Raw genomic sequence first — 25,027 nt, forward strand, 5'->3', positions numbered from 1 at the left:
ATCGCCCTGAATTGCTCTTGAGCTAACGGTGAATTTAATGGTCCCCGTAAAGCTCTTTATATCTGGCGGGATACTTTTCTTTAAACTCTTTAAGCAGTTTTAAGCGATGCGCCTTCCACGATTCGGCGTTGGCGCCGACCTTGCGGCGGGAGGAGTCATAAACCAAAAATTCCCAAATCTTTTTGCCGTCCTGACCCACATTGCACCCGGGTTTGGCGGACATGCGCTTGACGTAGCGCTTCCAGATGCTGTCTTCAATTTGCCAAACATTCTTATCGGCGTACTTGGCCGCCCAATCGGCCGCCAGCTTTTTCTTTTCAGCCTCGTCTTTTCCTTCCGGCTCCACAAACTGCGAATGCAGCGGCCTGGCCGTCGTATGGCAAGCGGCGCATTTCGCCAACGTCAACCGGTAGCCTTCTTGAATGTTCTTGGGATAGCCTTTGACCACTTCTTCAATCTTATCGGGACCCAAATCATTGGCATAAGGACTGGCCAGGGCTTTTTGTTTTTCGGCGTCCGCGGCCGAGGACGAAGAGGCCTTGTCTTTGCTTTTGGTATCCGCCCCAAGCAAACCTCCCGTTAACATCGGAATTAAAAACATTGCGATGACTGCTTTTTTCACGAATACCTCCTTAAGATTTTAATATCTAGCTTAAGCAACAAAACAGCCACTAAATCAGGACTAATTAGTCCGCTTTTGGGACTCCCCTGCCACAGCGGCCCCGGTAGCGCCGGTCATTCGACGCTTTCGACGCTTTTAATATCAGGCACCAGTCTTTTGATCTCTTCTTCAACGGCCCCCCTGAGCGTCATGGCGGAAAAAGGGCAGCCCTCGCAAGCGCCGGTCAACCTCACGCGCACGATCCGGTCGGGCGTGATGTCGACGAGTTCGATATCGCCGCCGTCGCCTTGAATAAAAGGCCGAATATGATCAATGGCTTTAAGAACTAAATCTCTCATCACACACCTCCAGAAGTTTCGGCCCCATTGGCCTCGCCAGGGGCTTCCTCGTGGAATTCATCGCGGCCGAGACCGTATTTAGCCAGCATCCGATGGATCGTTTTCCTATCGATTCCGGACTGTTGGGCGGCCCGGGAAACATTGCCGCCATGCTGAATCAACACATTTTTAAGGTATTGCCTGTCGAAATCTTCAAGCCATTTTTGTTTGGCCTCTTTGTAGATAAGAGAGCTGTTGGCAAAAGCCGGCGCAGCCGGCCGGTGTTCGATTCGCCCGCGAAGGCTTTCGGGCAAGTCATTAGGTTCGATGAATTCGCCGTCCGCCAAGGCCACGGCCCGCTCGATGACGTTTTGAAGCTCGCGGACATTGCCGGGCCAGAAATAACCTTCCAACATCTGCAACGCCGAAGCGGAAAATCCCCGAATCAATCGCGGGCTGGATTTGGCGAATTGGCTCAAAAAATGACGCGCCAGAAGAGCGACATCGCCCTCCCTCATCCTCAATGGAGGCAAATCAACGGCAATGACGTTCAATCGGTAAAAAAGCTCCTCGCGGAATGCCTTCTCCTCAACGGCGGCTTTGAGATTTCTATTGGTGGCGGAAATAACCCGCACGTCCACGTGAATCAAACGATTGGACCCTAGGTGCCTGACTTGGCGCTCTTGGAGCACGCGCAAAAGTTTGACCTGCAGGGCCAGGGGCATGTCGCCGATTTCATCCAAAAAAATAGTGCCCCCGTTGGCGTATTCAAAAATGCCGGGCCGGCTGGCGGTGGCGTCCGTAAACGCTCCCTTCTCATGGCCGAATAGTTCGGATTCAAGAAGCTCCTGCGGCAAGGACGCGCAATCCACGGGCACGAACGGCCCGTCTTTTCTCCGGGAATTCATGTGAAGGATGCGCGCAATCAACTCCTTGCCGGTGCCTGATTCGCCTTGAATCAAAATGTTGGCTTCGGTCGAGGCAACCTTACGCACCAATTCCAGGGCTTGCCGGATCCTTGGGCTATTGCCCACAAAATTATCCAGCCCATAGAGCGTTCCCAATTTCTGCCGCAACGACAAATTTTCTTCGCGCAAGCGCCGTTCCCTGAGGGCCTTTTCAATCACGACCATCAGTTGCTCGTTGGTAAAAGGCTTGGGGATATAATCGACGGCGCCCTTTTTCATGGCCGCGACGGCGGATTCAAACGTAGCGAAGGCGGTCAGCATGATGACCGGAGTAGCCGGCAATGTTTTTGCGATCTCATCTAAAACCGCCAAACCGTCTTTCCCCGGCATTTTTAAATCGGTCAGGACCAAATGCGGCGAATGTTTCCGAAGGGCTTCTTCCAAATGCAACGGGTTCGACAGCGTAGCGACATGATAATCCGCCCGCCTCAGAACCCGTTCGATATTTTCGAGCATCTCCCGCTCATCATCAATGACCAAAATTCGTTCCTTCATCGGCGCTCCTTTCGAACGGGCAGAGTGACCATGAAACACGTTCCGCAGGCGCGTTTTTCACCGTTGTTGGCCACGACGATATTGCCCCCATGCTCATGAATGATTCCGTAAGAAACGGAGAGGCCCAGACCCGTTCCCTCCGGTTTGGTCGTATAAAAAGGGTCGAAAACGCGCCTGGCAGATTCAGGTTTAATGCCCGGCCCGTTGTCGATCACGCTCAAACGCACAAAATTTTCTTCGGGCATTTTCCAGGTGGCGATGCGGATGGCGGGCCGGGCATGAGGTTTCGATCCATTGCCGTTGCCCAAAGCGTCGCGGGCGTTGCTCAAGAGATTTAAAAGCACTTGTTGAAGCTGATTGAAATTGCCGTTAATCGCCGGAAGCGACGGCGCCAGACGGCAATCCAGGACAATCTCTTTCTTTTTAAATTCATGGTCGATCAAGGAAATGGTGGCCGCAACGACCTGATTGAGGTCCAAATCCGCATATTGGGCGCCTGTCTTTTTGGCGAATGAAAGGAGATTCTGCGCAATGGCTCCGATTCGGGAGGCTTGCTTGCGTACAACCTCGATGTCCTTGAGGTGGCCATCCGGAGCGCCGAAATTCTTCGCCTCATCCGACATCAGTTCGAGCCTTGAAACCATAATGCCGATCGGGTTATTGATTTCATGGACCACGCCGCTGACCAACTGTCCGAGGGCGGTCAACTTTTCCGCCTGATAAAGCTGAGCCGCCAGCTTTTTTTGCTCCTCTTCATAACGGCGCCTGTACTTCATAATGAACCAAACGGACCAAGCGGTCAGCACCACGCTCAAGGCGATCCCCCGCGTAATATAGAGGACATGCAAAGCGGCGATGTCGAGCCCGGAGAATAAGTTGTATTCAAGAAGCTCCCAAATGAGAAAAATAACGATCACGATGGTCATGGATGACAGGATCAACCCGATCAGATGAGTCCGCCATCGGTCGATGAAATCTAATTTCATGGAGCCTGCTCCTCAACGGCGTTCCTGACGGCATTGAGCGTCCGGCGATTGACGGCCAGACCGTAGCGCGCCTGGACTTCTTTGGATAGGCGCCGGTCGGATCGTTTCTTTTCTTTCGGCCAGAGGGGAAGCACCTCATCCAAAATCGACCGAATGACTTCGCGCCTAGCCGGCATCAAAGCGCTCAAGGGCGCCTCCTGCCCCCAAGGCAATTTGACGCCGCGCCCATGGGCCGCTCGGCTGATGGTGCTGGGGGCCAAACACAGTTCACGCGCCAAGGACCTCATGGACAGCGGTTTTTTGAGCGCTGTTTTACCGGTCGCCAGGTATTTGGCCTGCGCCGCGCAAACGGTCTCTAAAATCCTGAACAATGTGCTTTGCCTTAAATTGGCCAGATTGATTTTTTCAATAAGCCGGCGCAGGCTCTTTTTTTCCTCCCGCGTCTTGAATACCCCGCGATCTTTCAGCTCGTCGAGAACCTGTTGATTGATGAGGTAGCGGCCTCGCGCCATGTAAGGCAGATTAAAAAGAAAAAGAGGCCGCTCGGGCGAAGCCTCATCCACTTCAATGCGGGCGATTTGGGTAAACCGCAAGGCCGGTTGCGCCCGGGCGTCTTCGCTGAATAAAGACTGAACGCCGACCTCCAGGATCATCTCGTGAATACGGCGGGCCTCCTCGGGGCTCAGGCCGGTCAGCCCGGCGATTTCTTCAAGACTGCGAATATCCTCTCCGTAAAGAAAGTATTTTTCAAACGCCTCGCGTCCGATCCGCCTGATCAGCCCGACCAATTCCGCCTTTCCCGCCAGCAACGACTCGACGGGCACGCCGGCCGATGATCCCGCGGCCAAATTCTCGTCAAACGCATAAAAACTCCCGGAAAGCCCGGCCCTGGTCCAGGGGTTTCTGCGGATCACTCTCGGCGCGCCTTTTTCAGGCAAATAAAGTTTAAGGAACATCGGGTCCATCTCGATTTCCTGAATGAATTTGGCGAATTCCCGCTCAGGCAACCCAATGATCTTGGCTGCCTGTAAACGGCCGATCAACCGCCCGCGAAGATTTAATTTCGCGGAACCGCGCAACCCAAGAGCCATGCCGCTTTTCATCGCGGCCCTCGCATGGTGCGGCTGAATTGCTGGCTTAAAACAAAATTGCCGTTCTCCCGGCATTGAGCCAGGGCTTTCGCTAAAATCGCGGTCGGGCAGCGCAAGTGGTTCGAGCATTCGCACAAAAGAACGACCGGCCTTCGAAAAGACAACAAGGCCAAGGGCTTCAAAATATCTTGGGTTGAGGGCGCGTTGAGTTCCTGCGAATAACGAGCGGAGAACTCCGTCCAGGGAACGTTTTTGGAGGCATAAAGCTCCCACAATCTGTGGCTGGGCGCCAAGGCCGGAATCCAAACGTCAAAATGCTTTTTGACGATAAAATCTTTCGGCCGCTTCCAGGCAGCCAGCACGCGATAGCCCGGTCCCGAGCAGCCCAGGCTGCGCACGCGAATCGGATCTTGGATCAATGTCCACCCCATACACCATCAGCCTAACAGCCAAAGGCAGGGTGAAACTATGATTTAGGTCATACTTGCCTGGCAGGACGCTAAAGCTTATCGGCGGCTTTTCTGAGCAATTCGGGTTTCTTGATCACAATTTTCCCCCAGGAGGAGCTCAGGCAGCCTTTCTTTTGAAGCTCTTTGAGCTCCCTAAACGTCGTCTCCAGGGTGGCGCCGATCAACTGGGAAAGTTCCCTCTTGGTAAAAGGGATGGTTTCGCCGTGCACGCCGTAGAGCCGAAGAAGGGTGGTGACCAAGCGATAGGGGACGGTCTCCTGCGATTGGCAACGCAAATCTTGGACGTCCTTAAGGCGCTCGGAACACAAGGAGCAAACGCCGCGGATAAATCCCGGGCTTTTCATGTAATATTCGAGAAAAGTCCGGTCTAGAATTTTGAAGACGCTGGTTTTTTCCGAGGCGATCGCCGTGCACGGGTAATCCCGGCCGTTGCCGCCCAACCGGCAAAGCGTTCCGAAGAGCTCGCCCGGGCCCAACACTTCGATGGCAAAAGGCTTGCCGTCCGACGTGTATTTAAAAATCTGAACCCTGCCCTTAAAAAGCACCCAGACGCTGTCGGCTGTTTCCCCCTCGTTAAAAACCGTCTCGCCCTTGCCGAATGTCTTTTCCCGGACCGCATCCGCGATAGTTTCCAGGTCTTTCTTCTCAAGCGAACGAAACGGCTCGATAGAGGTCAAAAATTTAAGGATATCCGCCCGGGAAAAAGCCATAACGCCTGCTACCCATGATTATCTTATTTATTTCAGCTTTATGAGTTGGATGTCCCGTTACGGGAGTTCGCAACGAACCGCGGCAACCAGGGATTCGCCGTACTCTTTAAGCTTCCAGGGTCCGATGACTTCGAGCGCGGCCAGCGCGTCCACACTGCCCGGCCCGGCCTTAGCGATTTTTTTAAGCGCGTCGTTGGAAACAATCACGTCTGGCGCCACGCCCTGCGTTTGAGCCACGGCCTTGCGCCAATCCTTGAGCTTGCCGTAAAGTCTGACTTGGTCCCGGCTAAGCTCGCGCCGGGAAAAGGGCCCGGGGCCCACGGCCGGACCTGCGCGGGCGCGCTCCAAGGCTTTTAGAATCTTAACCCCGTAATTTCCGAAAATATAAGGCGACACCCCTCTAATAGTTTTCAATTGAGAGCGCGTGCTTGGCGCGGCGCCGGCCAAATCCACCATCAAAGCGTTCGTCAATACCTTAAACGGCGGCAAATGTCTGGCGCGCGCCTCCTGCTCCCTGAGCAAATACAAGGCGCGCAGCCGGGCAAGCCCGGAGCCATCCAAATCCGCCGCTCCTTTAAGAGAACGGAATCCCTCCGGGTTGAACTCGGTGATCGCGATCTCGGAATACGCCAAAGCCTCAAACGCCTCGCGGGCGTGTTCCCACCGTTCTCGTTCTTTTAATTCACGCGCTTGCAATTCGCTCAGGGCGGCTAAATAGCGCACGTCCTCGGCCGCATAGTGAATCTGCGCCTTTGTTAAAGGCCGCAGCCCCCAGTTGGAGCGCTGCATGTCCTTGTCGAGCCTGACGCTAAAGCGGGTTTCCAAAATCGCGGACAGGCCGAGGTCATTCCAGCCTAAAATGCGCGCGGCCGCCATGGTATCGAAAAGGTTGGCCACCTTCGTCAGGGAAGGGCAGCGCCGCCGAAGCACCGCCACATCGTACTCTGCGGCATGAAAAATTTTCCCCACATGCGGGTTTTCCAACAAGCGCTGCAATGAATCCAAACGACGGATCGAGAGAGTGTCGATAAGCCAAACCCGGTCGCCGGCGGCCAACTGCGCCAAACACAAACGCTCCGGATACCGGTAAAAGCTGTCGGACTCCGTGTCCAAGGAAACGGCTGGAAAATCTTGCGCCCGGGCAACGGCGCCCTCCAAGGCGCTTTCGGTGGCGACAATCTCTACGGACAAGTTCACCTGAAACGACGGTTCTTTCTTCGGCCGGCGGGTTGATGGCCGCGCGGCGGGAGCGCTTGTTCCAATTCAAAATCCAATTGCCTTTTCGCGAGGTTGGCCGCGGCCAATTTGACGCGCACCGGCCGGCCCATATGCAAGACGCGGCCCGTGCGCCGTCCGGTCAGCGTCGAACGGGCTTCGTTGTAAATGTAGTAATCATCCCTCAGGTTTGAGACATGCACCAAGCCTTCAACGAAAATATCGTTCAACTGAACGAAAAAACCGAACGCCGTAACGTTAGAAATGATGCCGTTGAAGGATTCCCCGACGCGGCTGGTCATGACTTGAACTTTTTTCAAATCCAGGAATTCCCGTTCCGCATCCACGGCTAAGCGCTCGCACTGCGAAGTCCAAAGGCCGATATTCGGCAAAATCGTTTTCCAATGCTCCTGCCTCCGGGCGCTCAAATTACCGCGCAGCCGCTCTTTAACGATCCGGTGAACGGCCAAATCAGGGTAGCGGCGTATCGGCGAGGTGAAATGCGTATAACAAGCCGATGCCAAGCCGTAATGACCCGCGTTGGCCGGAGAATAAACCGCTTGCTTTAAAGTCCGAAGGACCATCATGTGAATCATCCCCTCGACGGGCTTTCCCTTGACGGATTCCAGAACTTTCCCAAGCGCCGAGGGCCGTCCTTGATGAAATCCCGGCGGCACGGCAAGGCCGGCGGCCTTCAACATTTCCTCAAGCTTGCCCATTTTGAATGTATCCGGCCGTTCGTGAATGCGGTAAAGAAAAGGAAATCGCCGCATCTCGGTCGCCACCGTTTCATTGGCCATCAGCATGAACTCCTCGATCAAACGATGGCTCTCCAAGCGTTCGCGCCGGCGCACGTCCACGGGCCGCCCGCCCTCATCAGTAACGATATAGGGTTCGGGAAAATCAAAATCCAGGGATCCGCGCTTGAAACGAAGCTTGCGCAAAAGACGAGCGAGGTAACCCATCTTTTTTACCGAATCGATCACGGCGGAAGGCGCGCCCGCGCCGGCGCCTCCTCTTAAAATCGATTCCACGTCTTCGTACGTGAACCGCTTGGCGCTGCGGATGGCGCTTTCAACGATCCGGTGGCTCACGACACGGCCTTGCGAGTTCAAATCCATGAGGCAGGATAGGGTTAAACGGACCTGATCCGGCACCAAACTGCACAACCCGTCGGAAAGCTTAAAGGGCAGCATCGGGACCACTTTGTTGACGAGATAAACGCTGGTGCTGCGCCGGTAGGATTCCACGTCCAGCGGACGGCCTTCGGCCACGTAATGGGCCACGTCCGCGATGTGCACCCCCAGCCGCCAACCGCCCTCCGGGCGCTCTTCGAGGGAAACCGCATCGTCAAAATCCTTGGCGTCCGCTCCGTCGATGGTGAATACCGGAATATGAAAAAACGTTTCCCGTCCCTGCCACGCCGACTCCGGGACTTCCCCTGCGAACGATTCCGCTTCCGCCTGAACCTCGGCCGGGAACTCGACGCGCAGATCGAACTTCCTAAGAAGCGCTTTCAAATCCACATCGGGATTTGCGCGAGATCCCAACGCCTCGATTAAAACCCCGCCGGCCCATGAGTCGGGCGCCGGCCATTCGGTGATTTTAGCCGCGAATTTTTTGAAAAATTCCCACGACGTTGGCGCGCGCCCTGCTGATGACGCGAACGATTTCCCCCTCCGGACGCGACGGCTCCGAAGAAGGAGAAATTTTTACCGCCACACGGTCGCCGTTCATGGCCAAGCGCAACGTATCGCCTTGCACGTAAATATCCGCGACGCCGGGTTTCTCCGAAAGCACGAACCCGAATTTTCCTTTAAGGACAAGCTGCCCTTCGATGGTTTTGGGATGAGAATGCGCCAACGCTATTGATTATCTAAAAATCTAAAATTGTTAAACTCAATTCGATATGGAATTGAAACATATTTTACTGCTGGCCGCTTTGTTCGCGGTCTCATGCAATAAAAAAACAGGCCAAATAAAGGAAACGGATATGGGCAAATCCTCTCAATCTCAAGAAGTCACGACTCCCTCCGGACTTAAATATACAGACAATGTCGTCGGCGCCGGCGCCTCGCCTGAGACCGGACAGCGCGTCACCGTTCATTACACGGGGACCTTAACCAACGGCACAAAATTTGACAGCTCGCTTGATCGCGGGCAGCCCTTCGCCTTCAACATCGGCGTGGGCCAAGTGATCAAGGGTTGGGACGAAGGCGTCGCGAGCATGAAAGTCGGCGGTAAACGGCGGCTGTATATCCCTGCGGCCTTGGGTTATGGCTCAAGAGGAGCCGGCGGCGTGATCCCGCCCAACGCCGATCTCATCTTCGACGTCGAACTTTTAGGCATCCAGTAAATTCCTTTCCGCCGCCCGCGTTCCTAAAGAGGGATATTGCCCTTAAGGACCTGGGCGCCCGGCATTCTCTTTTGCGCCAACGCCTGGAAAGCCCGGATAAGCCGCGTGCGCAGCATCTTGGGCTCGATGACCTCATCAATGGAACCGGCGGCCGCGGCTTGATAAGGAGAAGCGAACTTCTCGGCATATTCCCGGCTCAACTGTTCTCTCGTTGCCGCTGGATTTTGCGATTGCTTGATCTCTTTGGAGTAAAGAATTTCAATGGCCCCTTGGGGCCCCATCACCGCGATCTCCGCCGAAGGCAGCGCGAAATTAAAATCGCCGTTTAAAAATTTGGAGCCCATGGCGATATAGGCGCCCCCATAGGCCTTCCTTAAAATAACCGTGACTTTGGGGATCGTGGCCTCGGCATAGGCAAAGAGGAGTTTGGCGCCGTGGCGGATGATGCCGTTTTGCTCCTGGTCAACGCCGGGCCAGTAGCCGCCCACGTCCACGAACGTCAACAGCGGAATATTGAAGGTGTTGAGAAACCGGATGAAACGCGCGGCTTTGTGAGAGGCATGGGTATCCAAAGCGCCCGCCATTTGAGCCGGATTATTGGCCACCGCGCCGACAACCTTGCCCCCCAGCCTCAAAAATCCGACCACGATGTTTTTGGCGTAATTTTGATGAATTTCAAAAAATTTATGCTCATCCGCGACCTGGCGGATGGCGTGCTGAACCCAATAGGGTTTTTTGGGGTCCATTTCGCATAAAAGCTCAAGAACAGGAACTTCTCTGGTCTCCTTGTCCGTGGTGATGGCGGAAGGCGGGCTCTCCCGGAAGCTGCCGGGCAGGTAGCTTAACAGCTCCTTGATCTGCCGGAAACAATCCGGCTCGCTCTGAGCCACAAAATGACAGACGCCGCTTTGCTGGCCGTGCATGAGCGCGCCCCCCAGCGTCGCAAAATCAACTTTCTCTCCGGTCGCCTTTTCAACCACATCCGGCCCGGTGATGAACATGTGGCTGATGCCCTCGACCATAAAAACAAAATCGGTTAAAGCCGGGGAGTAAACCGCGCCTCCGGCGCAGGGGCCCAAAATAGCGGAGATCTGCGGAACAACGCCGGAAGCCTTGACGTTTCTGGCAAAGACCTGGGCGTAGCCGTCCAAACTATCGACGCCCTCTTGAATCCTGGCTCCGCCGGAATCGAGCAGCCCGATAATCGGCATTTTGTTCTCGATCGCAATGTCCATCAAACGGGCGATTTTGACGGCATGGGCCAAGCCCAGGGAGCCGCCCAATACCGTAAAGTCTTGGGCAAAAAGAGCGACTTGTTTTCCGCGGATCCGGCCGATGCCCGTCACCACGCCGTCGCCGGGAGGGCATTTCTCCTGCAGGTTGAAATCCTTGGCTCGAGTCTTGGCGAAGAGACCAATTTCCTGAAAACTGCCTTCATCAAGCAGGTACCCGATTCTCTCGCGGGCCGTGAGTTTGCCTTTCGCCTTTTGAGCCTCGATTTTCTCCGGCGAAGTTCCTTGGACGCATTGTTCCTTGAGCTCGACGAGCTGTTTGGTTTTAGCGCTCGGCAAAGCGCTGCGGCTTTTTTTCAAGGCCGCGGGCATCACTTTCTCGACTGTTAACGGATTATTTTCGATTTCCATAAAAATTTTTATGAATAAGCCAGCGCCAGCCGGTAGGAACCCATGCTCCATCTTCTCATGTGGACCGCCGGAGCGCCCAGATTTTCATGCGCCTCTTTGGCGCGGCCGAAGAACAACGGCGGCCGGACGTTCCAGAGATCGCAGTTCAAGCCCAAACCTAAAAATTTAAGCAAAGCCTCTTTTTGCGCCCAACAATCCGCGGCCGCTTCAATGGAGATGATCCCCGCGCGCTCCGCCGGGTGAAACGCCTCTTCGAACCAAGCAGGGTGCCGGTCCTCAATTTTCTCGATGTCGATGCCCAGGCGCCGGCTGGCGATCGAAGCGCAGGCGATCGCCCACTCGCCGCTGTGTGAAAGAGAACAAGCGGCAGCGACGGGAACCGCGGAAGCATCCGCATTGGTGAGGCTCCACAGGGGCCGGCCCGAGGAATCGGGCAACACTTCGATGTCTTGGGGTTTCACCGAATGGCCGAGCGAACCCAGGGCCTCCACAAGCGCGCGCTTGGCGGCCATGCGGCCGGCCAGCCACTCCGCTTGTCTTTTGCGGATTTTAAAACCCATCAACATCCTGTTTTCCTTCGGCGTCAACAATGCGCAATGCTCAGGCTCCACGCCGGCGACAGGAACGAGTTTGATGAACAGGCTCACAGGCGTATCATCCGGTATTGGCCGAGTTCGGCCCACAGATTGAAGTCTTGATCGAAGACGAAAGCGTCAAAAACGCTTTTGCCTTGCGCGTCCGTTTCCCGGAACGCGGCGTAGACATAGAACTCCTTGGCTTTCTCGGGGTGCCGGTAAATTTGGGCGTGCCCCAGCGAATCGGGAAGGGACATTTTGTTGAACACCTTATGGTCATACCAGCCGCAGGCCTGGAAAGCCGCTTCAAAAAGCATGGGGTAAAACAGAGTCCTGGGCTTCGTGTCCTTCCATAGCGGGGCTCCGGGCCGCTGGTACTGAGCTAAAACAGATCGATCCCCGAGGGCCAAAATGGACTTCAACACTTGAAAGCGCGGCCCGTGGAAATAAAAAGAATAAATTTCGGGAGATAAAACGGCGGGCGTCCCGGGAATTTGCGGTTTGGATAAATTATTCCATGACGACTCCAGGCGCCCGGAGACAAACTCCCCGTGAAAGTGTTCTCGAGGCGCGCCGAGTTTGATGCCCGAGGGGCTGATAAAGTCGCTTTCAATGCGCATTTGAACCGGTCCAGCGTCTCCCTTCTCCGCGACAATGCGCACGGAAACAGGCTTGTCCCTTAAAAGCTTGATCGGAAGATCGAAACGGACATTGCGGAGATAACCGTCGCCAGGCCCGTAAAACCCGGCCCCGGTCTCGGCAAAAAGCTCCATGCCCATGACGCCCGGCACATAAGGCACCCCGGCAACCCGATGATCCGCCAAATACATATCTTCGTCTAAAGAAAAAATTTTGGAAACAACAGCTTTTTTCTCCTGCGTCTTAGCCGCAGCGAAGACTGCCGGCAAGCGGCTTTTCTCAAAACTTCCCAAGCGACCCGCCAGCACAATTTCGCCTCCATTCCCTGAAGCCATGTCCTCAAGCATCATGGAAACGCCCACGGCCGGCGGCATAAACTCGACCCCGATGGCCTCCAGGGCGCTTTTGATGCTTGCTTTGACGGCCATCCCAACTTCGGAAAAAGCCGTGAGATCGAAAGCATAAGCTGTCCGGTTCTCCACTGTCATGCGCCGGGCCAGTTTGGCCAAATAATCGCAGGCAGCGGCGTAATCGGTTTGGCCCATATTGCCGAAACGTCCGGCAACGGACGCTAAAAATACCCAAACCTGATTTGGCTTTTGGGGAACGGTACGGACTAAATGATAAGCGCTGGTCGCCTTGGTGTCGACAACGCGCCAAAAACTCTCTTCGGATTTGTCGCTTAAAAGCTTGCTTTCCTCAACGCCGGCGGCATGGATGACGCAATCAATCGAGGGGTATTTCGCCGACAAATCATCGATGGTTTTCTTAAGTTCAGACTCGTTGCCGACATCGCAGCGCACATACTCCACGCTTTCCGCGGATAGCCGCAGCGCCTCGATGTTCTTAAAAACCTGGACCGACTTGGTGACTTTGGAAAACTCCCGCTCAAGGAGCATGGGCGTGGCTTTTCCCTGCCGGGCCTTCAAGTCGTTCCAAAGGCCGGATTTAAGCTCTTGAAGCTGCGGGGCGCTCATGGCGGCCCAGGCTTCGGATTCGGGACAAAGCTCGGTGCGGCCGAGCAAAATCAAACGGGGACGGAATCGCCCGGCCAACGCCTTAGCCATCTCGTAGCCGAGCCCCTGGGCTCCACCCGTAATCAAAATCGTTTTGCCCGGCGTCCAAGACACAGAGACGCTGGGGCCGACGGGCTCCTCAACGGTCTCAACAACCCATCGCGCCGGGTCCAATCCCACTTCAACCGCGTCGTCGCCGCGGCTGAACTCTTCCATCGCCAGCTTAGCCATATCTTCGCAAGAAAGATGAGGGGCCAGGTCCAAGCACTTCACCAAAACACCCGGCCGCTCTTTGGCCAATGACTTGGCAAACCCGATCAGCGCGCCTTGAGACGGATTAAAAAGAGCGGGATTTTCCCTATTCAGCCCATGGCGGCCGTCCATGGCCGTTAAAACGAATAAAAACACGAGATCATCCGGCGCGGATTTGGCCAATCGCATCAACGGCGCAAGCGCCTCCCCAGGCAGCACTTGCGGATTCAGGTCTAGGCCGCCCAGATAAAAAATTCCCCCAAAGGAAGCTGCGGGCTCAGCAGAAGAGCCATCATCCGCCGCATGAACCGTATAGCCCAAGGCCCGAAGGCTTTGCGCGAATTTCCGCCGGAGCGGCTCTGCGGCGCCCGCGACAAAAATCGGTTTCAACGCGTCGATTTTGCGCAACATTGTTTGCGCCGGCGGCGTTGAAACAGCGACAGGAACCCTGCGCTTAAAGCCGGACTGGACTACGGGCGGCGATGCCTTTTTGATTTCCTGAGCCGGAGCAGGTTTCTCCTTCTCAACGACGGGAGTCGTTCGCTCGGCGGCCTGCGTATTGGCTAAAACAAAACCGATCACATGGCGAATGGTCGGATAATCCTTCAGCGAAAGGCCCTCTTTGCGGGGGATTTGGAAACGATCGCGGATCATGCCGAAAAGCTCCGCCTGCTTGACCGTATCGATGCCCAAGTCCGCTTCCATGTCCAAATCAAGCTCAAGCATTTCTTTGGGGTAGCCTGTTTTTTCGCTCACTAAGCCGACAACCGCTTCGCGCGCGGAATCCTCGCTCGGCAGAATCTTCTCCCGAAGATTCCGCACTTCCTTCGCCGGCCCGCCGAGCGGGCTCCCCGTCTCGGTCGTTGCCGGTTTCAGCTCAGCGACGGTGACGGCAGGGCGGGCCGCCTGATTGACGACGGACGGAGCTGGTTTGGCCGCAGGCGCCACGCACACAACCGGCGCAGGCTCTTTATTGGCTTCGCTGTTTTGAGCCGAGGCAAACCTCAACGTGTTATGCACGACTTCCAATTTGGGCGAATCAAATCCCGAAATCTCTTTGAGCCATCGGCCATGGCGCTGGGCGTCGTAAATCCTGGGCGTTGAGCGTTTCCAAACCTTTTTCACCAAAGTCATGGCGATTTGAGAACCGAAACCCGCGGCCAGCCGAAGGGCATAGTCGAGCTCCATGGCTCCGCCGGGACTCAGCGTAATGCCGTCGAGCTCGGGGTCAGGCTCCTTGTAATTGGCGATGGGAGGAACCTGCCCGCTCACCAAGCTCCAAATAGCCACGGCGTCTTCAAGACTGGCGCCCATGGTGTGGCCGGTAAAACCTTTGGTGTTGGCGACGATCACTTTGGCGGCGTCGGGACCGAAGGTTTTTTTCAGGGCCACCACCTCGGCCTGAGCGCTTCCGCCTCTAGCCGGGGTGTAGGTTTCATGGGACATAAAAAGCATGGACTTGGCCACGTCTTTCCTGAGCAAACCCCAAAGCGCTTCCGCCTTGGCTAAAAGCTTATCCATGACCGCAGCCACGTGATTGACGTCAAGGCGCGTCACGTGATAGGCGCTATTGGCGTACTCCGTCGCCAAAATTTCAACCAATGGATGCGCGCCTCGACGCGCCGTTTCCTCTTTGGCTTCCACGACCAGCCCGACCGCGCCCATCCCGATCAGCATGCCGTGGCGGCGCCGGTCAAAAGGCAAAGCCGCGCGGGAAACGGCGCCCTCGGTGGACGCGGCCCCGGCGACCAAAAATCCGCTCGCGAACCACTCAAGGAGATTCTCATTGGTGATGTCATCGCCGGCCACCACCACGACTCTTTTGGCCCGGCCCAAACGGATCCAGTCCTCGGCCAAGGCCACGGCCTGGGTCGTGGATGCGCAAGCGCCGTTGATGCAGGCCGAAGGCCCTCTGGCGCCGATCCACTGGGCGAGCTGGGAATGCCCAAGGGCAAGCACTTTGACTAAAAAGTCACGCGGGAAAGCGTACTCGCGGCCGCCTTCGGATTGAGCGCCGTAAAATTTGTTGATCTCTTCAACAAGGCTGTTAATCCCGGGGAAAGCGCCGGCAAAAATGACCCCGGTCTCATCCGCCAGGGCTTCGGGAAGCCTCCACCCCGTGGGTATCCGGCCGCCCACCGAAGTTTTCCTGTACTGCTCCACCAAGGGGATTCCCGCGTCTTTTAGAGCGCTCAGCCCCGCCGCCAAAGCAAGGCGGAAGGTCCGGTCCATCGAGTCCGCCAAGGCCTCGGGCACGCCGAACTCCTCGCTTAAATCAAACTCGCCGGCGCGCGCCGCAAGCTTGATGGCGTCTTTGGTCGTGCGCAATTCCTCCATGGAATGATCGCCGGTGGCGGATTTAACCAGACGCACGATTTTTTTACCGATTTGCTTGGCCTGCTCCGCCTCGGGAATTCGCTCGATGAGGTTTTGGCCGCGCAGGATTTCATCTAAAGCCCCCTCACGGAAAATTTTGTCCCAGCTTCCGGGAACGCCGGCTGCAATGCCGGAGATGACGGCTTGGGGCTGCGTCGACGCCAGACGATGAGAAGCCAAAGCAGCCGGGACCTGCTCAACGCGCGGGGTTATTGCCGCCGGTTCCATTTGCGAGCGGCTCCAAGCCGAATAATCGGCGGTGTAAACGCCTTGGCTCTTGACCGGGTCCTTGCCGGACCAATCAACGTCAACGCCTTCGGCAAAAATCCTGGCTAAGAGCTCCTGAAATTCATAAACGCCGCCGCGCTTGGGGTGATTGGAAGCCGCGACAACGACATCCGCCGCCTGCTCCAAAATGCCCGACGTCAAGGCCGTTAAAACCCGCTTGGGGCCGACCTCGACAAAGAGACGCACCCCGTCAGCGTGCATGCGCTCGATCTGCCGGATAAATTCAACGGGGCTTGAAATCTGCCGGACCAAAAGGCCGCGGATGCCCAAAGCATCGCTCGGGTAATAATCAGCCGTCACATTGGAGAGAATCGGGATGGCCGGCGCCGCGAACTTCAACTTGGACAACGATTCCCCATAAGGCCCTTCAGCCGGAGCCACGATGGCCGAATGAAAGGCGTGGGAAACGGGAATCATCTGAGCCTGGAAACCTTTTTGGTGGAATAAAGCCACGGCCTTTTCCATGGCTGCGGACTCGCCCGCGATCACAGTCTGGTTCGGGCTATTTTTATTGGCGATGACAACGTAGCCCGGAACTGTTTTTAAAAGTTCCTCGACCTCCTGCATAGGCGCGGCAATCGAGGCCATTTTGCCGGGATCAGGAACCTTGACCGAGGCCATTTCCCGGCCCCTGGCTGAGACCGCGACAAGAGCATCCTCAAAACTCAAAATGCCGCTCGCCACCAAGGCGCCGTACTCACCCAAACTGTGGCCGCAAACCACGTCCGGCTTGACGCCGAAGCTCGCAAGCAGACGGGATAAGGCCACGTCCGCGGTCAGCACCGCGGGCTGGGTGATCTCGGTTTGCTTAATCCGTTCCTCGCGCCGGGCTCGATCCGCCTCGCTCTCCCCCTCCTGAGAAAACAAAATGTCCGTTAATTTGGCTTTGAGCAAAGGCTCCAAAACCCGGTCCGCCTCAAGGAATGTGTCCCGAACCGTTTCGTATTTTTGACACAGGTCCCTGAGCATATCCACATACTGCGAGCCTTGGCCGGGGAAAAGAAATCCGATTTTCGGGCGCGCGGGGCGCGCCGTCGCTTTGACGAAAATGCCCTTGACCTTCAAGGCCGGCGATGAAAGCGCGGCGCCGCCAACGGACAAGGCTGATTGAAGGGCGCTGATTTTTTCCCGGGCTTTAACGCTGTTTTCCGCGGCTAATGCCGCTCTCCACGGTTTGGCGGGATCGAGCTTACTCCAAAGCAGCGGGGCTCCCACGCAAGGGAGCGTGTCCGCCGGCCAAGACCCGGCCTGATTGCGCAGACCATCGGGATTGTCGCCGGTCCAGGCCAACGTGTCGGCCCAAACAGCATCGGGCTTGAAGGAAACATTCCCCATCCGGCGAGGTTCATCCTGCGTTCGCTCTTCCTTTGATGCGGCCGATGTCCTGGGCGCGCGCGCCGCGTCAAACTCCTCTAAAGCCACATGAAAATTCGTGCCCCCGAAACCAAACGCGCTGACATTGGCCCTTCTTTTATCGTTTCCAGCCGCCCATTCTTGGGCCTTGGTAACGACCCGGAAAGCCGAGTTGCCGAAATCGATGTCGGGATTCGGGGTTTCAAAATTGATGGAGGGAGGCAGGATTTTATGGTGAATGGCCAGCGCCGTCTTGATCAGGCCGGCTGCTCCGGCCGCGGCTTTCAAATGCCCGATTTGAGATTTGACGGAGCCCAGGCCGATGCTCTGGCGTCCTTGCGCATAAGGCCCAAAAACCTCTTGAAGCACGGCGACCTCGGTTTTGTCCCCGACCTTGGTTGCGGTGCCGTGGGCTTCCACCAATTGAACGCCGCCGGGCGTATAATCCAAACCCTTAAAGGCCCGCTCAACGGCCATTTTTTGCCCCTTGGTATTGGGCGCGGTGATGCCTTTTCCCCGGCCGTCGGAGGAAGCCCCGATGCCGCGAATCAGCGCGTACACTCGATCGCCGTTGCGCATGGCGTCGTCCAACCTTTTGAGAACCAAAACGCCGGCCCCTTCGCCCATGACAAAGCCGTTCGCCCGGGCATCGAAAGGAAATGAGCCGTCGGCCGACAGGGCCCCGATCTTGGAAAACTTGACGTAAGCGGGAGGAGCCATCATCTGGTCGATGCCGCCGCAAATCACCATGTCGTAATCGAGCATCCTCAATCCCTTGACCGCCATGTCCACGGCGGCCAAAGACGACGCGCAGGCCGCATCCACGGTGAAATTGGCGCCGTGCAGGTTGAACACATTGGCCACGCGCCCGGCGATCACGTTGGAGAGCTCGCCGGGCATGGTGTCTTCGGTGATCGTCTCTTTGTCCATGACCACGGCGCCGCGCATCTCCTCGATCAAGCGGCTTTGGGCCGCGCTGTCAAGGGAGCCGAAAACCCGGCCCGACCTTAAAGCGGACTCAAACTCAACGGCGTAAACGCGCAAATCCGTGAAATCCTTTTTGGCTCCCCCCATTGAATTGCCGAAGATGACGGCGGTGCGCTCCGGATCGCAGGATTTTGCGGCGCCGGCCGCGTCTTCCAGAGCCTGATGCGTGGCCGTCACCGCCAACTGCTGGACCATATCCATTTGCCGGGCCACATGAGGCGGGATTCGAAATTCCAGCGGATTGAAACGAAATCCGGTGACGAAAGCCCCGATTTTGGAGTAGGTTTTATTCAGGGCCTTGGGGTCGGAGTCATAATAAAGACGCCAGTCCCAGCGCTCGCGCGGAACCTCGATGATGGCGCTTTTACCCTGAAGGATGCTGTCCCAATAGCCCGCGATATTGGAAGCGTTGGGGAATACCCCGCCCATGCCGACGATGGCAATAGGCATAAGACCCGGTTCTTTCGTAATCAGGCAACCCTCCCTAAGCTAATGTCGGGACGCCGACAATCGAGTAGCCGGCATCCACAAAAATCGTCTGACCGGTAATCATGCGCGCCGCGTCCGAAGCTAAAAATGCGGCGCAGTCCGCGACGTCCTCCTGGAGCACGTTCTCCCTCAGCGGGGCCACGGCCTTGTTGTAGTCCAGGATCAGATCAAAATCTTTAACGCCGCTTGCGGCCAGGGTTTTAATGGGCCCGGCTGAAATGGTGTTGACCCTGATCTTCTTGGGGCCAAGCTCAAAAGCCAATTCGCGGGCATACGCCTCCAAGGCCGCCTTGGCCACGCCCATCACCCGGTAATTGGCGCAAACCCTCTGGCTGCCAAGATACGTCAACGCAATAATGCTCCCCCCGTTGGTCATATGGGGCAGGGCGTATTGGGCGACCTTGCCCAAGGAATGGCTGCTGACGGCCAAGGCCTGGGCAAAGTCATCGTCCGCTGTCTGGACGATGGGGTTTTCCAAAGCCGCGGCCGGCGCATAAGCCAGGGAGTGCGCGATGATATCGATAGGAGCCGCTAATTTGCCGAAGAAATCAGCCATTTCATCATTCTTCGTGACATCGCAGCGCTCAAAACCGGCCAGGTTCTTAAGTTGAGAAACCAGGTCTTTGACCCGGCTGTGGTAACGGAATTGATACCCCAGAATGATCTGAGCCCCCAGAGCGTCGAAGCGTTTGGCCATGGCCCAGGCAATGGAGGTTTCGCTCGCCACCCCCAAAATAAGAGCTCTTTTCCCCTGCAGGTTCACCATAGGTTAATCATTATGGCAAGATCGGCCTATCTCAAAATAGGACTTAAGTCCCTATTAGCAATTAGGACTTTAGTCTAAAATTTTGTCTAAAATTGGGGAAATTCATGGGCAACAATATCCGGTATTCGCGCCGCGAGTCCCATTTACGATAAAATAAAACCATGCCGGTTGAATTAACCCCCATCGAAGCCCGCATTTTGGGGTCTCTGGTGGAAAAATCCCTGACCACGCCGGAACTCTACCCCCTGACTTTTAACTCCCTGCTTAATGCCTGCAATCAAAAGTCAAGCCGGGAGCCGGTCATGAATTTGGATACGGAAACCATGGGCCGGGATCTTCAGACGCTCATGGATAAAGGGCTGGTTGAGCGATTGCATGTTCCCGGTGACCGGGTTCCTAAATTCCGGCATCACATCGAAAATTTATTAAACAGCAGCGAACCCAAGCTCATCGGCGCGATTTGCGTCTTGCTCTTGCGCGGCCCGCAAACGCCCGGAGAAATCAAAGGGCGCACCGACCGGCTGTGCACGTTTTTAGGCACCGCGGAAGTGGAAGGCTTCTTGCAGGAGTTATGCGCGAAAACCGACCCCATCGTCGCCCGCCTCCCGCGCCAAGCCGGGCAAAAAGAAACGCGCTATCAGCATCTTTTCTCGGGAGCCGCGCCCGGCGCTGCGGTGGAACTCCCTAAAACCAAAACCGCAACTAACGGCGGCGCGGACCGCTTAACCCAGTTGGAAAAAAGGATCGAAGCCCTGGAAGCATTCGTGAAAATCTTCCAAGAGCAGGCCGGTAAACCGGCCTAGCGCAGAAAACATCGGGATCGGGTCAACGATTCGAGCTTGCATAGTCGCGAATACAATCAAGAAAACGCCGGCCGAAATTTTCCATTTTCCTTTCGCCGACGCCCCAAATTTGACGCAACGTTTCTTTGTCGACCGGTTTAAGATCAGCCATTTCAAGCAGAGTACGGTCTCCGAAAACAATATACGCCGGAACACCCATTTCATCGGCAATCCTCCGGCGCAAAGTTTTAAGCCGCTCAAACAACGCCTGATCAGCATCGAGGCCGGGGGGTGGAACCTTTGAAGGCCTGGGGGCCTTTTCTTTCTTCGGTTTCTCGATAGATGACAGCTTGACCTCGATTTCCCCCTTAAGCACGGCGGCGGCCTGTGGAGCGAGCGCCAAGACCGGGTATTCTTCCCCGGCTCTGGTCAAAAAATTCTGGCTTAAAAGCTGATCAATCCACAGCCTGATATCCCTTTTAGGATGATCGCCCAGGGATCCATAGGTCGAGAGGCGATCGTGTTCGTTTCGTTTGATTTTGTCTGTTTGGGCGCCCCGGAGAATGTCGGCCACATGATCAGCGCCGAAGGCTTGCTTTAAGCGGTAAACCGCTGAAATAATTTTTTTGGCGATCAGGGTGGATTCGGGCACGATTTTCGTTTCGCCCAGACAAAAGTCGCAAGCGCCGCATTCACCGCCCGCCCACTCCTGACCGAAATAAGCGACGAGATAGGCATGCCGGCAAAACCCGCCGCGCGCAAAATCACTCATGGCGCCGAGTTTCTTCAAATCAGCGCCCAAGGCCGGCGATCCCTCTTTCCCCAAAATAAATTTCCAAGTGAAAAAATCCTCGCCGGAATAAAACAAGACGCACTCCGCCGGCAAACCATCGCGCCCGGCCCGGCCGGTTTCCTGTTGATAATGCTCGATGGATTTGGGCAGTCCGGCATGAATGACGTAGCGCACATTGGAACGATTAATCCCCATGCCGAAGGCAACGGTGGCCACCATCACGTCAATTTTTTCCCGCGCAAAAGCCTCCTGATTCGCCTGACGCTCGGCGGCGGCAAGGCCGGCATGATACGGCAAAGCGTTGATTCCTTTTGAATTCAAGGAGGCGCAAATATCTTGGACATCCGAGCGGCGAATGGCGTAGACGATGCCGGATTCCTTACAATGGCGCCCAAGCACAGCTTCGATTTGCTGAATTAATTGGTTCCGGGGAAGAGCCCGATACGTCAAATTCGGCCTGTCAAAATTGCCGACCAGAATCAAAGGGTTTCTCATTCCGAGCTGATCGGCGATATCCCGGCGGACAGGCTCGGTAGCCGTGGCCGTAAAGGCATGAAAAGCCAACTCCGGAAACTCCTGCTTTAGACGGCTTAAGGCTCTGTATTCCGGGCGAAAATCATGCCCCCACTGGCTGATGCAATGGGCCTCGTCCACGATAAAGAAAGATAGAGGCAAACGTTTAAGAAACGCCGTAAAATCAGGACCAACCACCCGCTCCGGGGCAACATAAAGGAGCCGGTATTGCCCGGCTAAGGCCTTCTGTTCCACCAGCTTTTGCTCTTCCCGGCTTAGGCTGCTGTTAAGAAAAGCGGCGGCAACGCCGGCTTCATTTAAAGCGTCCACCTGATCTTTCATCAATGAGATCAAAGGGGAGATGACGACGGCTGTCTTGGAGCCGGCAGCAGCCGGCGCTTGATAACAAAGAGACTTGCCGCCGCCCGTGGGCAGCACCACCAAAGAATCCCTTGCCTCCAAAATGGCGGCCATCGCCTCTTGCTGTAGAGGCAACAGCTCGCCGAAACCCCAAACGCGCTTAATCAGCGTGAACATCGAGGCAGGTAAATCGGATCGTTCCGTCAAAGGGGCTGATGCCCAGGGAATCGCCACGGCAGAATTTTACTTTTTACTCTCAGAGACCGGGCTGGGCAAGTGTTCGCTGAGCGGCTTGGGAGCAGCGTTCAACGCGCTGTAATCTGGTCAACAAAGAGCCGTGGGTGAGAGCCGACTCATCAATGACGATTTCATAACGGCTGTCCAACGGCGCGTTGGTTTTTTCCGACCACCTTAAATCAGCGATGCGCCTGAAAAACATCGGCGACTGGCTCGAGTCGAACCCGGCCGCCTCCATCAGCGCGGCGGCCCGGCAATCCGCCTCGGTTTCCTGAGTCAGCAGGAATTGATTCCTGGAATTCGCAAAGTCGGCCTGCAAGGCCAATAACGCGGAAACGCCGATAGGGGCGGCGCTGAAACTATTGAGCAAAGAATCCTGAAAATTAAAAAATTTCTGCCGCAGGGCGCCATGGTCCTTCTGCGCGTGCACGATTTCATGCGCGATCAAAAAAGCCATTTCATGCTCGTTCGTCATCACTTCCAAAACTCTTCGTTCCAGGCCGATAAGGAACCCTCCGAGAGGATTCTGCATGGTCACGCCCCAAGTTCTGACCCAGGGCAAAATTTGGACGTTGACGCTGTCCGCGACGTCGGAAGCTCCAAGGAGCAAAGAAGAAATCCTGTCGACTTCGGCGCTTAAATCATCGTACCAAGCGACGCAAACCGGCGCTTCATCAACCGCATCGAGGCAATCTTGAGTCAAACCGCATCTGGCGTCCTGAGCGTGCGCCCGGAACTGCGGCCAGACAAGAACAGCGGCGGCAAAAAAGAAAATGAAACGGCGGCGAACAGACAACATGCTGTTTTGATTGTTCCCCCATCAACCGAATCTCCACTAGGGTCTAAAGACCCATAAACTGCTGGGACTTTAGACATGGACAAAACCTCAACGAAAATCCCATCCTAATATGGGCCTTAAGGCCTAGGAAATTTTTAGCCAGGCGATATAGAATAATGGGGTTGTTTAAGAATACGGAGGGAATCAAATGTTGCGACAAATTTTAACCGCTGCCGCTCTTTTAGGATGTTTTAGCCTCGCCCATTCGGAAAGCCCCGATCATTTAGCCCGCAATGCGGAAGGCGCTTTCCAGGCGCAAGCCGGCGCCAAAGCTCCTTCATCGGCTTCAGGCCCCGCTCATCGAAGCGCCCCGATCGCTGCCGGAGCCAAGGTCGCCGCCGTCAAAAACGGCAGTTCCAAAGCCTCAAAACCCGCTGATGCCTTAGATGAGAGCAAAGTAGGCTTTGCCGCCAGGTTTGTTTCCATCACCGCCGGAGATTTCAGAATGGGCAGCCCGAGCACGGAGGCGGACCGGGACAATGACGAAACCCGGCATCCGGTCAGGCTCACCAATGATTTTGAAATACAGGCCACGGAAGTCACCCAGCTTCAATACTACACGGTCACGGGCAGGAACCCGTCTTCATTCAGCGCCCGGGAAAATTGCGACACCGGCAATTACCGGACCGTTTCCGGTGTAAGCCTCTGCGCCAATCACCCCGTTGAATCCGTGTCCTGGGACGACGCCCAAGCCTTCATCAATGAGTTGAATAATATTCAAGAAACGCACACCTACCGCCTGCCCACCGAAGCCGAATGGGAATACGCCGCCCGAGCAGGCACAGAGTCCCCGTATTCGTTTGGGACAAACGCCAGCAACGAGTTGGATGACTATGGCTGGCACAACGGCAACTCAAACGCAAAAACCCACGCCGTGGCCGCCAAAAACCAAAACCCCTGGCGCCTCTTTGATATGCACGGCAATGTTCGCGAATGGACTCAGGATTTTTACGACAGAAACTATGGATTAACGGATTTAGCTTCTTTGACTATCAATCCCACAGGTCCTACCTCGGGATCACTGCGGGCTATTCGCGGTGGCTCATGGCATATCGAAGCAAAAATGCTGCGTTCTGCTGATCGTTACGCAAGCCGTCAAAGCAACAATCAAAATTCTATCGGCTTCCGCCTAGTAAGAACGGCCCGGTAAGTTCTAAACCCGAAAATTTTTTTATTTAGCGCGCTGGCGCTTTGCTCTTTTTGCTTCTTCGATTAGAGAAAGAATACGGGCTTTCCATTCTTTAAATTCTTTGGAGTTAGCGTCGATGGGTTTTTGCCAAGTTACGCGCTTAAGAATTTTTCGTTCAAAACGACATTTGCCAAAATTGATTAATAAGCTCAAAAATTTTTTATTCCCACAGGTCTCGGAAAAACTGGTCGCCGCATAAGTCCCAGGTATTAAAAGAATATGATAACCGTCCTCTGATAGCGATTTCAACGATGGTATATTGCCCACCCAAGATTCTCCAAAATTATACCCCCTGGGCCCCCGCCCCCAAACGAAAGAAAAAAAATCTTCTCCTGCCGTGGTAGCTTGCAGGTCTTCTATAAAAAAATCCTCCGGTTGTTTCGGTTCTGTTCCATTGAAAAATATGATAAATGGGTCAGGAGTAATTCCAGACCACTTATTTCTAATATCAAATATATCGGCTTCCTTACCGTCTTCCTCGGCGTTCTCGCCGCGCTCCACTACCGGGACCGGACAGGCCAGGGGCAGTTCCTCGAGGTCGCCCAGTGCGAGGCGCTACTCAGGGCCATGGATTGGACCTGGGTGTACGCCGGGCTGACCGGCAAGAACCGGGCGCAGGCTGGCAACCGGGACCCGTCCGCCTTCCCGTCCGGCGTCTACCCCTGCCTGGACGGCTTCGTGGCCGTGGCGGCCGGTCGCGA

Annotated in this window: 20 protein-coding genes; 4 read left to right on the plus strand and 16 right to left on the minus strand. The window is 55.7% G+C overall.

Annotated features, from left to right (window positions below):
* Positions 1-34 precede the first annotated feature (34 nt).
* The 10 genes from HYT79_03455 to HYT79_03500 all read right to left on the minus strand — a co-directional run bounded on the left by HYT79_03455 (position 35) and on the right by HYT79_03500 (position 8,737).
* Entirely contained in the window at positions 35-622 is a 588-nt protein-coding gene (locus HYT79_03455) for a hypothetical protein (protein ID MBI2069635.1), read from the minus strand.
* Between the two features lie 113 nt (positions 623-735).
* A complete protein-coding gene (locus HYT79_03460) occupies positions 736-960 on the minus strand; it encodes a NifU family protein (GenBank protein ID MBI2069636.1) in 225 nt (74 codons plus the stop codon).
* The gene (locus HYT79_03465) at positions 960-2,402 is read right to left on the minus strand and encodes a sigma-54-dependent Fis family transcriptional regulator (protein ID MBI2069637.1); all 1,443 of its coding nucleotides are present in this window, start codon (positions 2,400-2,402) and stop codon (positions 960-962) included. Before HYT79_03465 ends, HYT79_03460 begins: the two co-directional genes overlap by 1 nt.
* On the minus strand, positions 2,399-3,388 hold the full coding sequence (locus tag HYT79_03470) for a hypothetical protein (GenBank protein ID MBI2069638.1): 990 nt from the start codon (positions 3,386-3,388) through the stop codon (positions 2,399-2,401). Before HYT79_03470 ends, HYT79_03465 begins: the two co-directional genes overlap by 4 nt.
* Positions 3,385-4,491, minus strand: a complete 1,107-nt coding sequence (locus HYT79_03475) for a hypothetical protein (protein ID MBI2069639.1) — start codon at positions 4,489-4,491, stop codon at positions 3,385-3,387. The genes HYT79_03470 and HYT79_03475 overlap by 4 nt, the downstream gene beginning before the upstream one ends.
* Entirely contained in the window at positions 4,488-4,910 is a 423-nt protein-coding gene (locus HYT79_03480; GenBank protein MBI2069640.1) for a DUF488 family protein, read from the minus strand. The genes HYT79_03475 and HYT79_03480 overlap by 4 nt, the downstream gene beginning before the upstream one ends.
* Positions 4,911-4,978: 68 nt before the next feature.
* Entirely contained in the window at positions 4,979-5,659 is a 681-nt protein-coding gene (locus HYT79_03485) for a Crp/Fnr family transcriptional regulator (GenBank protein MBI2069641.1), read from the minus strand.
* A gap of 57 nt (positions 5,660-5,716) precedes the next feature.
* Entirely contained in the window at positions 5,717-6,850 is a 1,134-nt protein-coding gene (locus HYT79_03490) for an HRDC domain-containing protein (protein MBI2069642.1), read from the minus strand.
* A 2-nt stretch (positions 6,851-6,852) separates the two neighbouring features.
* Positions 6,853-8,478, minus strand: coding sequence for a ribonuclease R (rnr, locus tag HYT79_03495; GenBank protein ID MBI2069643.1), 1,626 nt, complete (start codon positions 8,476-8,478; stop codon positions 6,853-6,855).
* 1 nt (position 8,479) lies between these two features.
* On the minus strand, positions 8,480-8,737 hold the full coding sequence (locus HYT79_03500) for a hypothetical protein (protein MBI2069644.1): 258 nt from the start codon (positions 8,735-8,737) through the stop codon (positions 8,480-8,482).
* 46 nt (positions 8,738-8,783) lie between these two features.
* On the opposite strand from HYT79_03500, the gene HYT79_03505 reads away from it, so the two are divergent.
* Positions 8,784-9,230 (plus strand): FKBP-type peptidyl-prolyl cis-trans isomerase, encoded by a 447-nt coding sequence (locus HYT79_03505; GenBank protein MBI2069645.1) that lies wholly within the window; start codon positions 8,784-8,786, stop codon positions 9,228-9,230.
* A gap of 23 nt (positions 9,231-9,253) precedes the next feature.
* On the opposite strand, the gene HYT79_03510 is transcribed toward HYT79_03505, so the two are convergent.
* From HYT79_03510 to HYT79_03525, 4 genes are read right to left on the minus strand one after another with little or no spacing between them, the layout of a single operon-like run.
* Positions 9,254-10,834 carry an acyl-CoA carboxylase subunit beta gene (locus HYT79_03510; GenBank protein ID MBI2069646.1) on the minus strand — a complete coding sequence of 527 codons (1,581 nt, stop codon included), beginning with the start codon at positions 10,832-10,834 and terminating at the stop codon, positions 9,254-9,256.
* Positions 10,835-10,881: 47 nt separating this feature from the next.
* Positions 10,882-11,520, minus strand: coding sequence for a 4'-phosphopantetheinyl transferase superfamily protein (locus HYT79_03515; GenBank protein MBI2069647.1), 639 nt, complete (start codon positions 11,518-11,520; stop codon positions 10,882-10,884).
* Positions 11,517-18,809: an SDR family NAD(P)-dependent oxidoreductase gene (locus HYT79_03520; GenBank protein ID MBI2069648.1), complete on the minus strand. Its 7,293-nt coding sequence runs from the start codon at positions 18,807-18,809 to the stop codon at positions 11,517-11,519. Before HYT79_03520 ends, HYT79_03515 begins: the two co-directional genes overlap by 4 nt.
* A 34-nt stretch (positions 18,810-18,843) precedes the next feature.
* On the minus strand, positions 18,844-19,614 hold the full coding sequence (locus tag HYT79_03525; protein ID MBI2069649.1) for an enoyl-ACP reductase: 771 nt from the start codon (positions 19,612-19,614) through the stop codon (positions 18,844-18,846).
* A gap of 161 nt (positions 19,615-19,775) precedes the next feature.
* Here HYT79_03525 and HYT79_03530 point away from each other — a divergent pair, with 161 nt between their 5' ends.
* Positions 19,776-20,417 carry a YceH family protein gene (locus tag HYT79_03530; protein MBI2069650.1) on the plus strand — a complete coding sequence of 214 codons (642 nt, stop codon included), beginning with the start codon at positions 19,776-19,778 and terminating at the stop codon, positions 20,415-20,417.
* Between the two features lie 22 nt (positions 20,418-20,439).
* Here HYT79_03530 and recQ read toward each other — a convergent pair whose 3' ends face one another.
* Both recQ and HYT79_03540 read right to left on the minus strand, forming a co-directional pair.
* Entirely contained in the window at positions 20,440-22,239 is a 1,800-nt protein-coding gene (gene recQ / locus HYT79_03535) for a DNA helicase RecQ (GenBank protein ID MBI2069651.1), read from the minus strand.
* Positions 22,240-22,318: 79 nt separating this feature from the next.
* On the minus strand, positions 22,319-23,098 hold the full coding sequence (locus tag HYT79_03540; protein MBI2069652.1) for a M48 family metalloprotease: 780 nt from the start codon (positions 23,096-23,098) through the stop codon (positions 22,319-22,321).
* 187 nt (positions 23,099-23,285) lie between these two features.
* Here HYT79_03540 and HYT79_03545 point away from each other — a divergent pair, with 187 nt between their 5' ends.
* Positions 23,286-24,287, plus strand: coding sequence for a formylglycine-generating enzyme family protein (locus HYT79_03545; GenBank protein ID MBI2069653.1), 1,002 nt, complete (start codon positions 23,286-23,288; stop codon positions 24,285-24,287).
* A gap of 297 nt (positions 24,288-24,584) precedes the next feature.
* Positions 24,585-25,027, plus strand: a 443-nt coding sequence (locus tag HYT79_03550; GenBank protein ID MBI2069654.1) for a CoA transferase, incomplete at its 3' end; no start/stop codon positions are given.

Source organism: Elusimicrobiota bacterium (genome assembly GCA_016180815.1).
Taxonomy (GTDB): domain Bacteria; phylum Elusimicrobiota; class Elusimicrobia; order JACQPE01; family JACQPE01; genus JACPAN01.

What these genes read in the sequence shown, in the direction of transcription:
- HYT79_03460 (MBI2069636.1), bottom strand. Translation starts at nt 960, where the DNA reads ATGAGAGATTTAGTTCTTAAAGCCATTGATCATATTCGGCCTTTTATT.
- HYT79_03465 (MBI2069637.1), bottom strand. Translation starts at nt 2,402, where the DNA reads ATGAAGGAACGAATTTTGGTCATTGATGATGAGCGGGAGATGCTCGAA.
- HYT79_03470 (MBI2069638.1), bottom strand. Translation starts at nt 3,388, where the DNA reads ATGAAATTAGATTTCATCGACCGATGGCGGACTCATCTGATCGGGTTG.
- HYT79_03475 (MBI2069639.1), bottom strand. Translation starts at nt 4,491, where the DNA reads ATGAAAAGCGGCATGGCTCTTGGGTTGCGCGGTTCCGCGAAATTAAAT.
- HYT79_03480 (MBI2069640.1), bottom strand. Translation starts at nt 4,910, where the DNA reads ATGGGGTGGACATTGATCCAAGATCCGATTCGCGTGCGCAGCCTGGGC.
- HYT79_03485 (MBI2069641.1), bottom strand. Translation starts at nt 5,659, where the DNA reads ATGGCTTTTTCCCGGGCGGATATCCTTAAATTTTTGACCTCTATCGAG.
- HYT79_03505 (MBI2069645.1), top strand. Translation starts at nt 8,784, where the DNA reads ATGGAATTGAAACATATTTTACTGCTGGCCGCTTTGTTCGCGGTCTCA.
- HYT79_03510 (MBI2069646.1), bottom strand. Translation starts at nt 10,834, where the DNA reads ATGCCCGCGGCCTTGAAAAAAAGCCGCAGCGCTTTGCCGAGCGCTAAA.
- HYT79_03520 (MBI2069648.1), bottom strand. Translation starts at nt 18,809, where the DNA reads ATGCCTATTGCCATCGTCGGCATGGGCGGGGTATTCCCCAACGCTTCC.
- HYT79_03525 (MBI2069649.1), bottom strand. Translation starts at nt 19,614, where the DNA reads ATGGTGAACCTGCAGGGGAAAAGAGCTCTTATTTTGGGGGTGGCGAGC.
- HYT79_03530 (MBI2069650.1), top strand. Translation starts at nt 19,776, where the DNA reads ATGCCGGTTGAATTAACCCCCATCGAAGCCCGCATTTTGGGGTCTCTG.
- recQ (MBI2069651.1), bottom strand. Translation starts at nt 22,239, where the DNA reads ATGTTCACGCTGATTAAGCGCGTTTGGGGTTTCGGCGAGCTGTTGCCT.
- HYT79_03540 (MBI2069652.1), bottom strand. Translation starts at nt 23,098, where the DNA reads ATGTTGTCTGTTCGCCGCCGTTTCATTTTCTTTTTTGCCGCCGCTGTT.
- HYT79_03545 (MBI2069653.1), top strand. Translation starts at nt 23,286, where the DNA reads ATGTTGCGACAAATTTTAACCGCTGCCGCTCTTTTAGGATGTTTTAGC.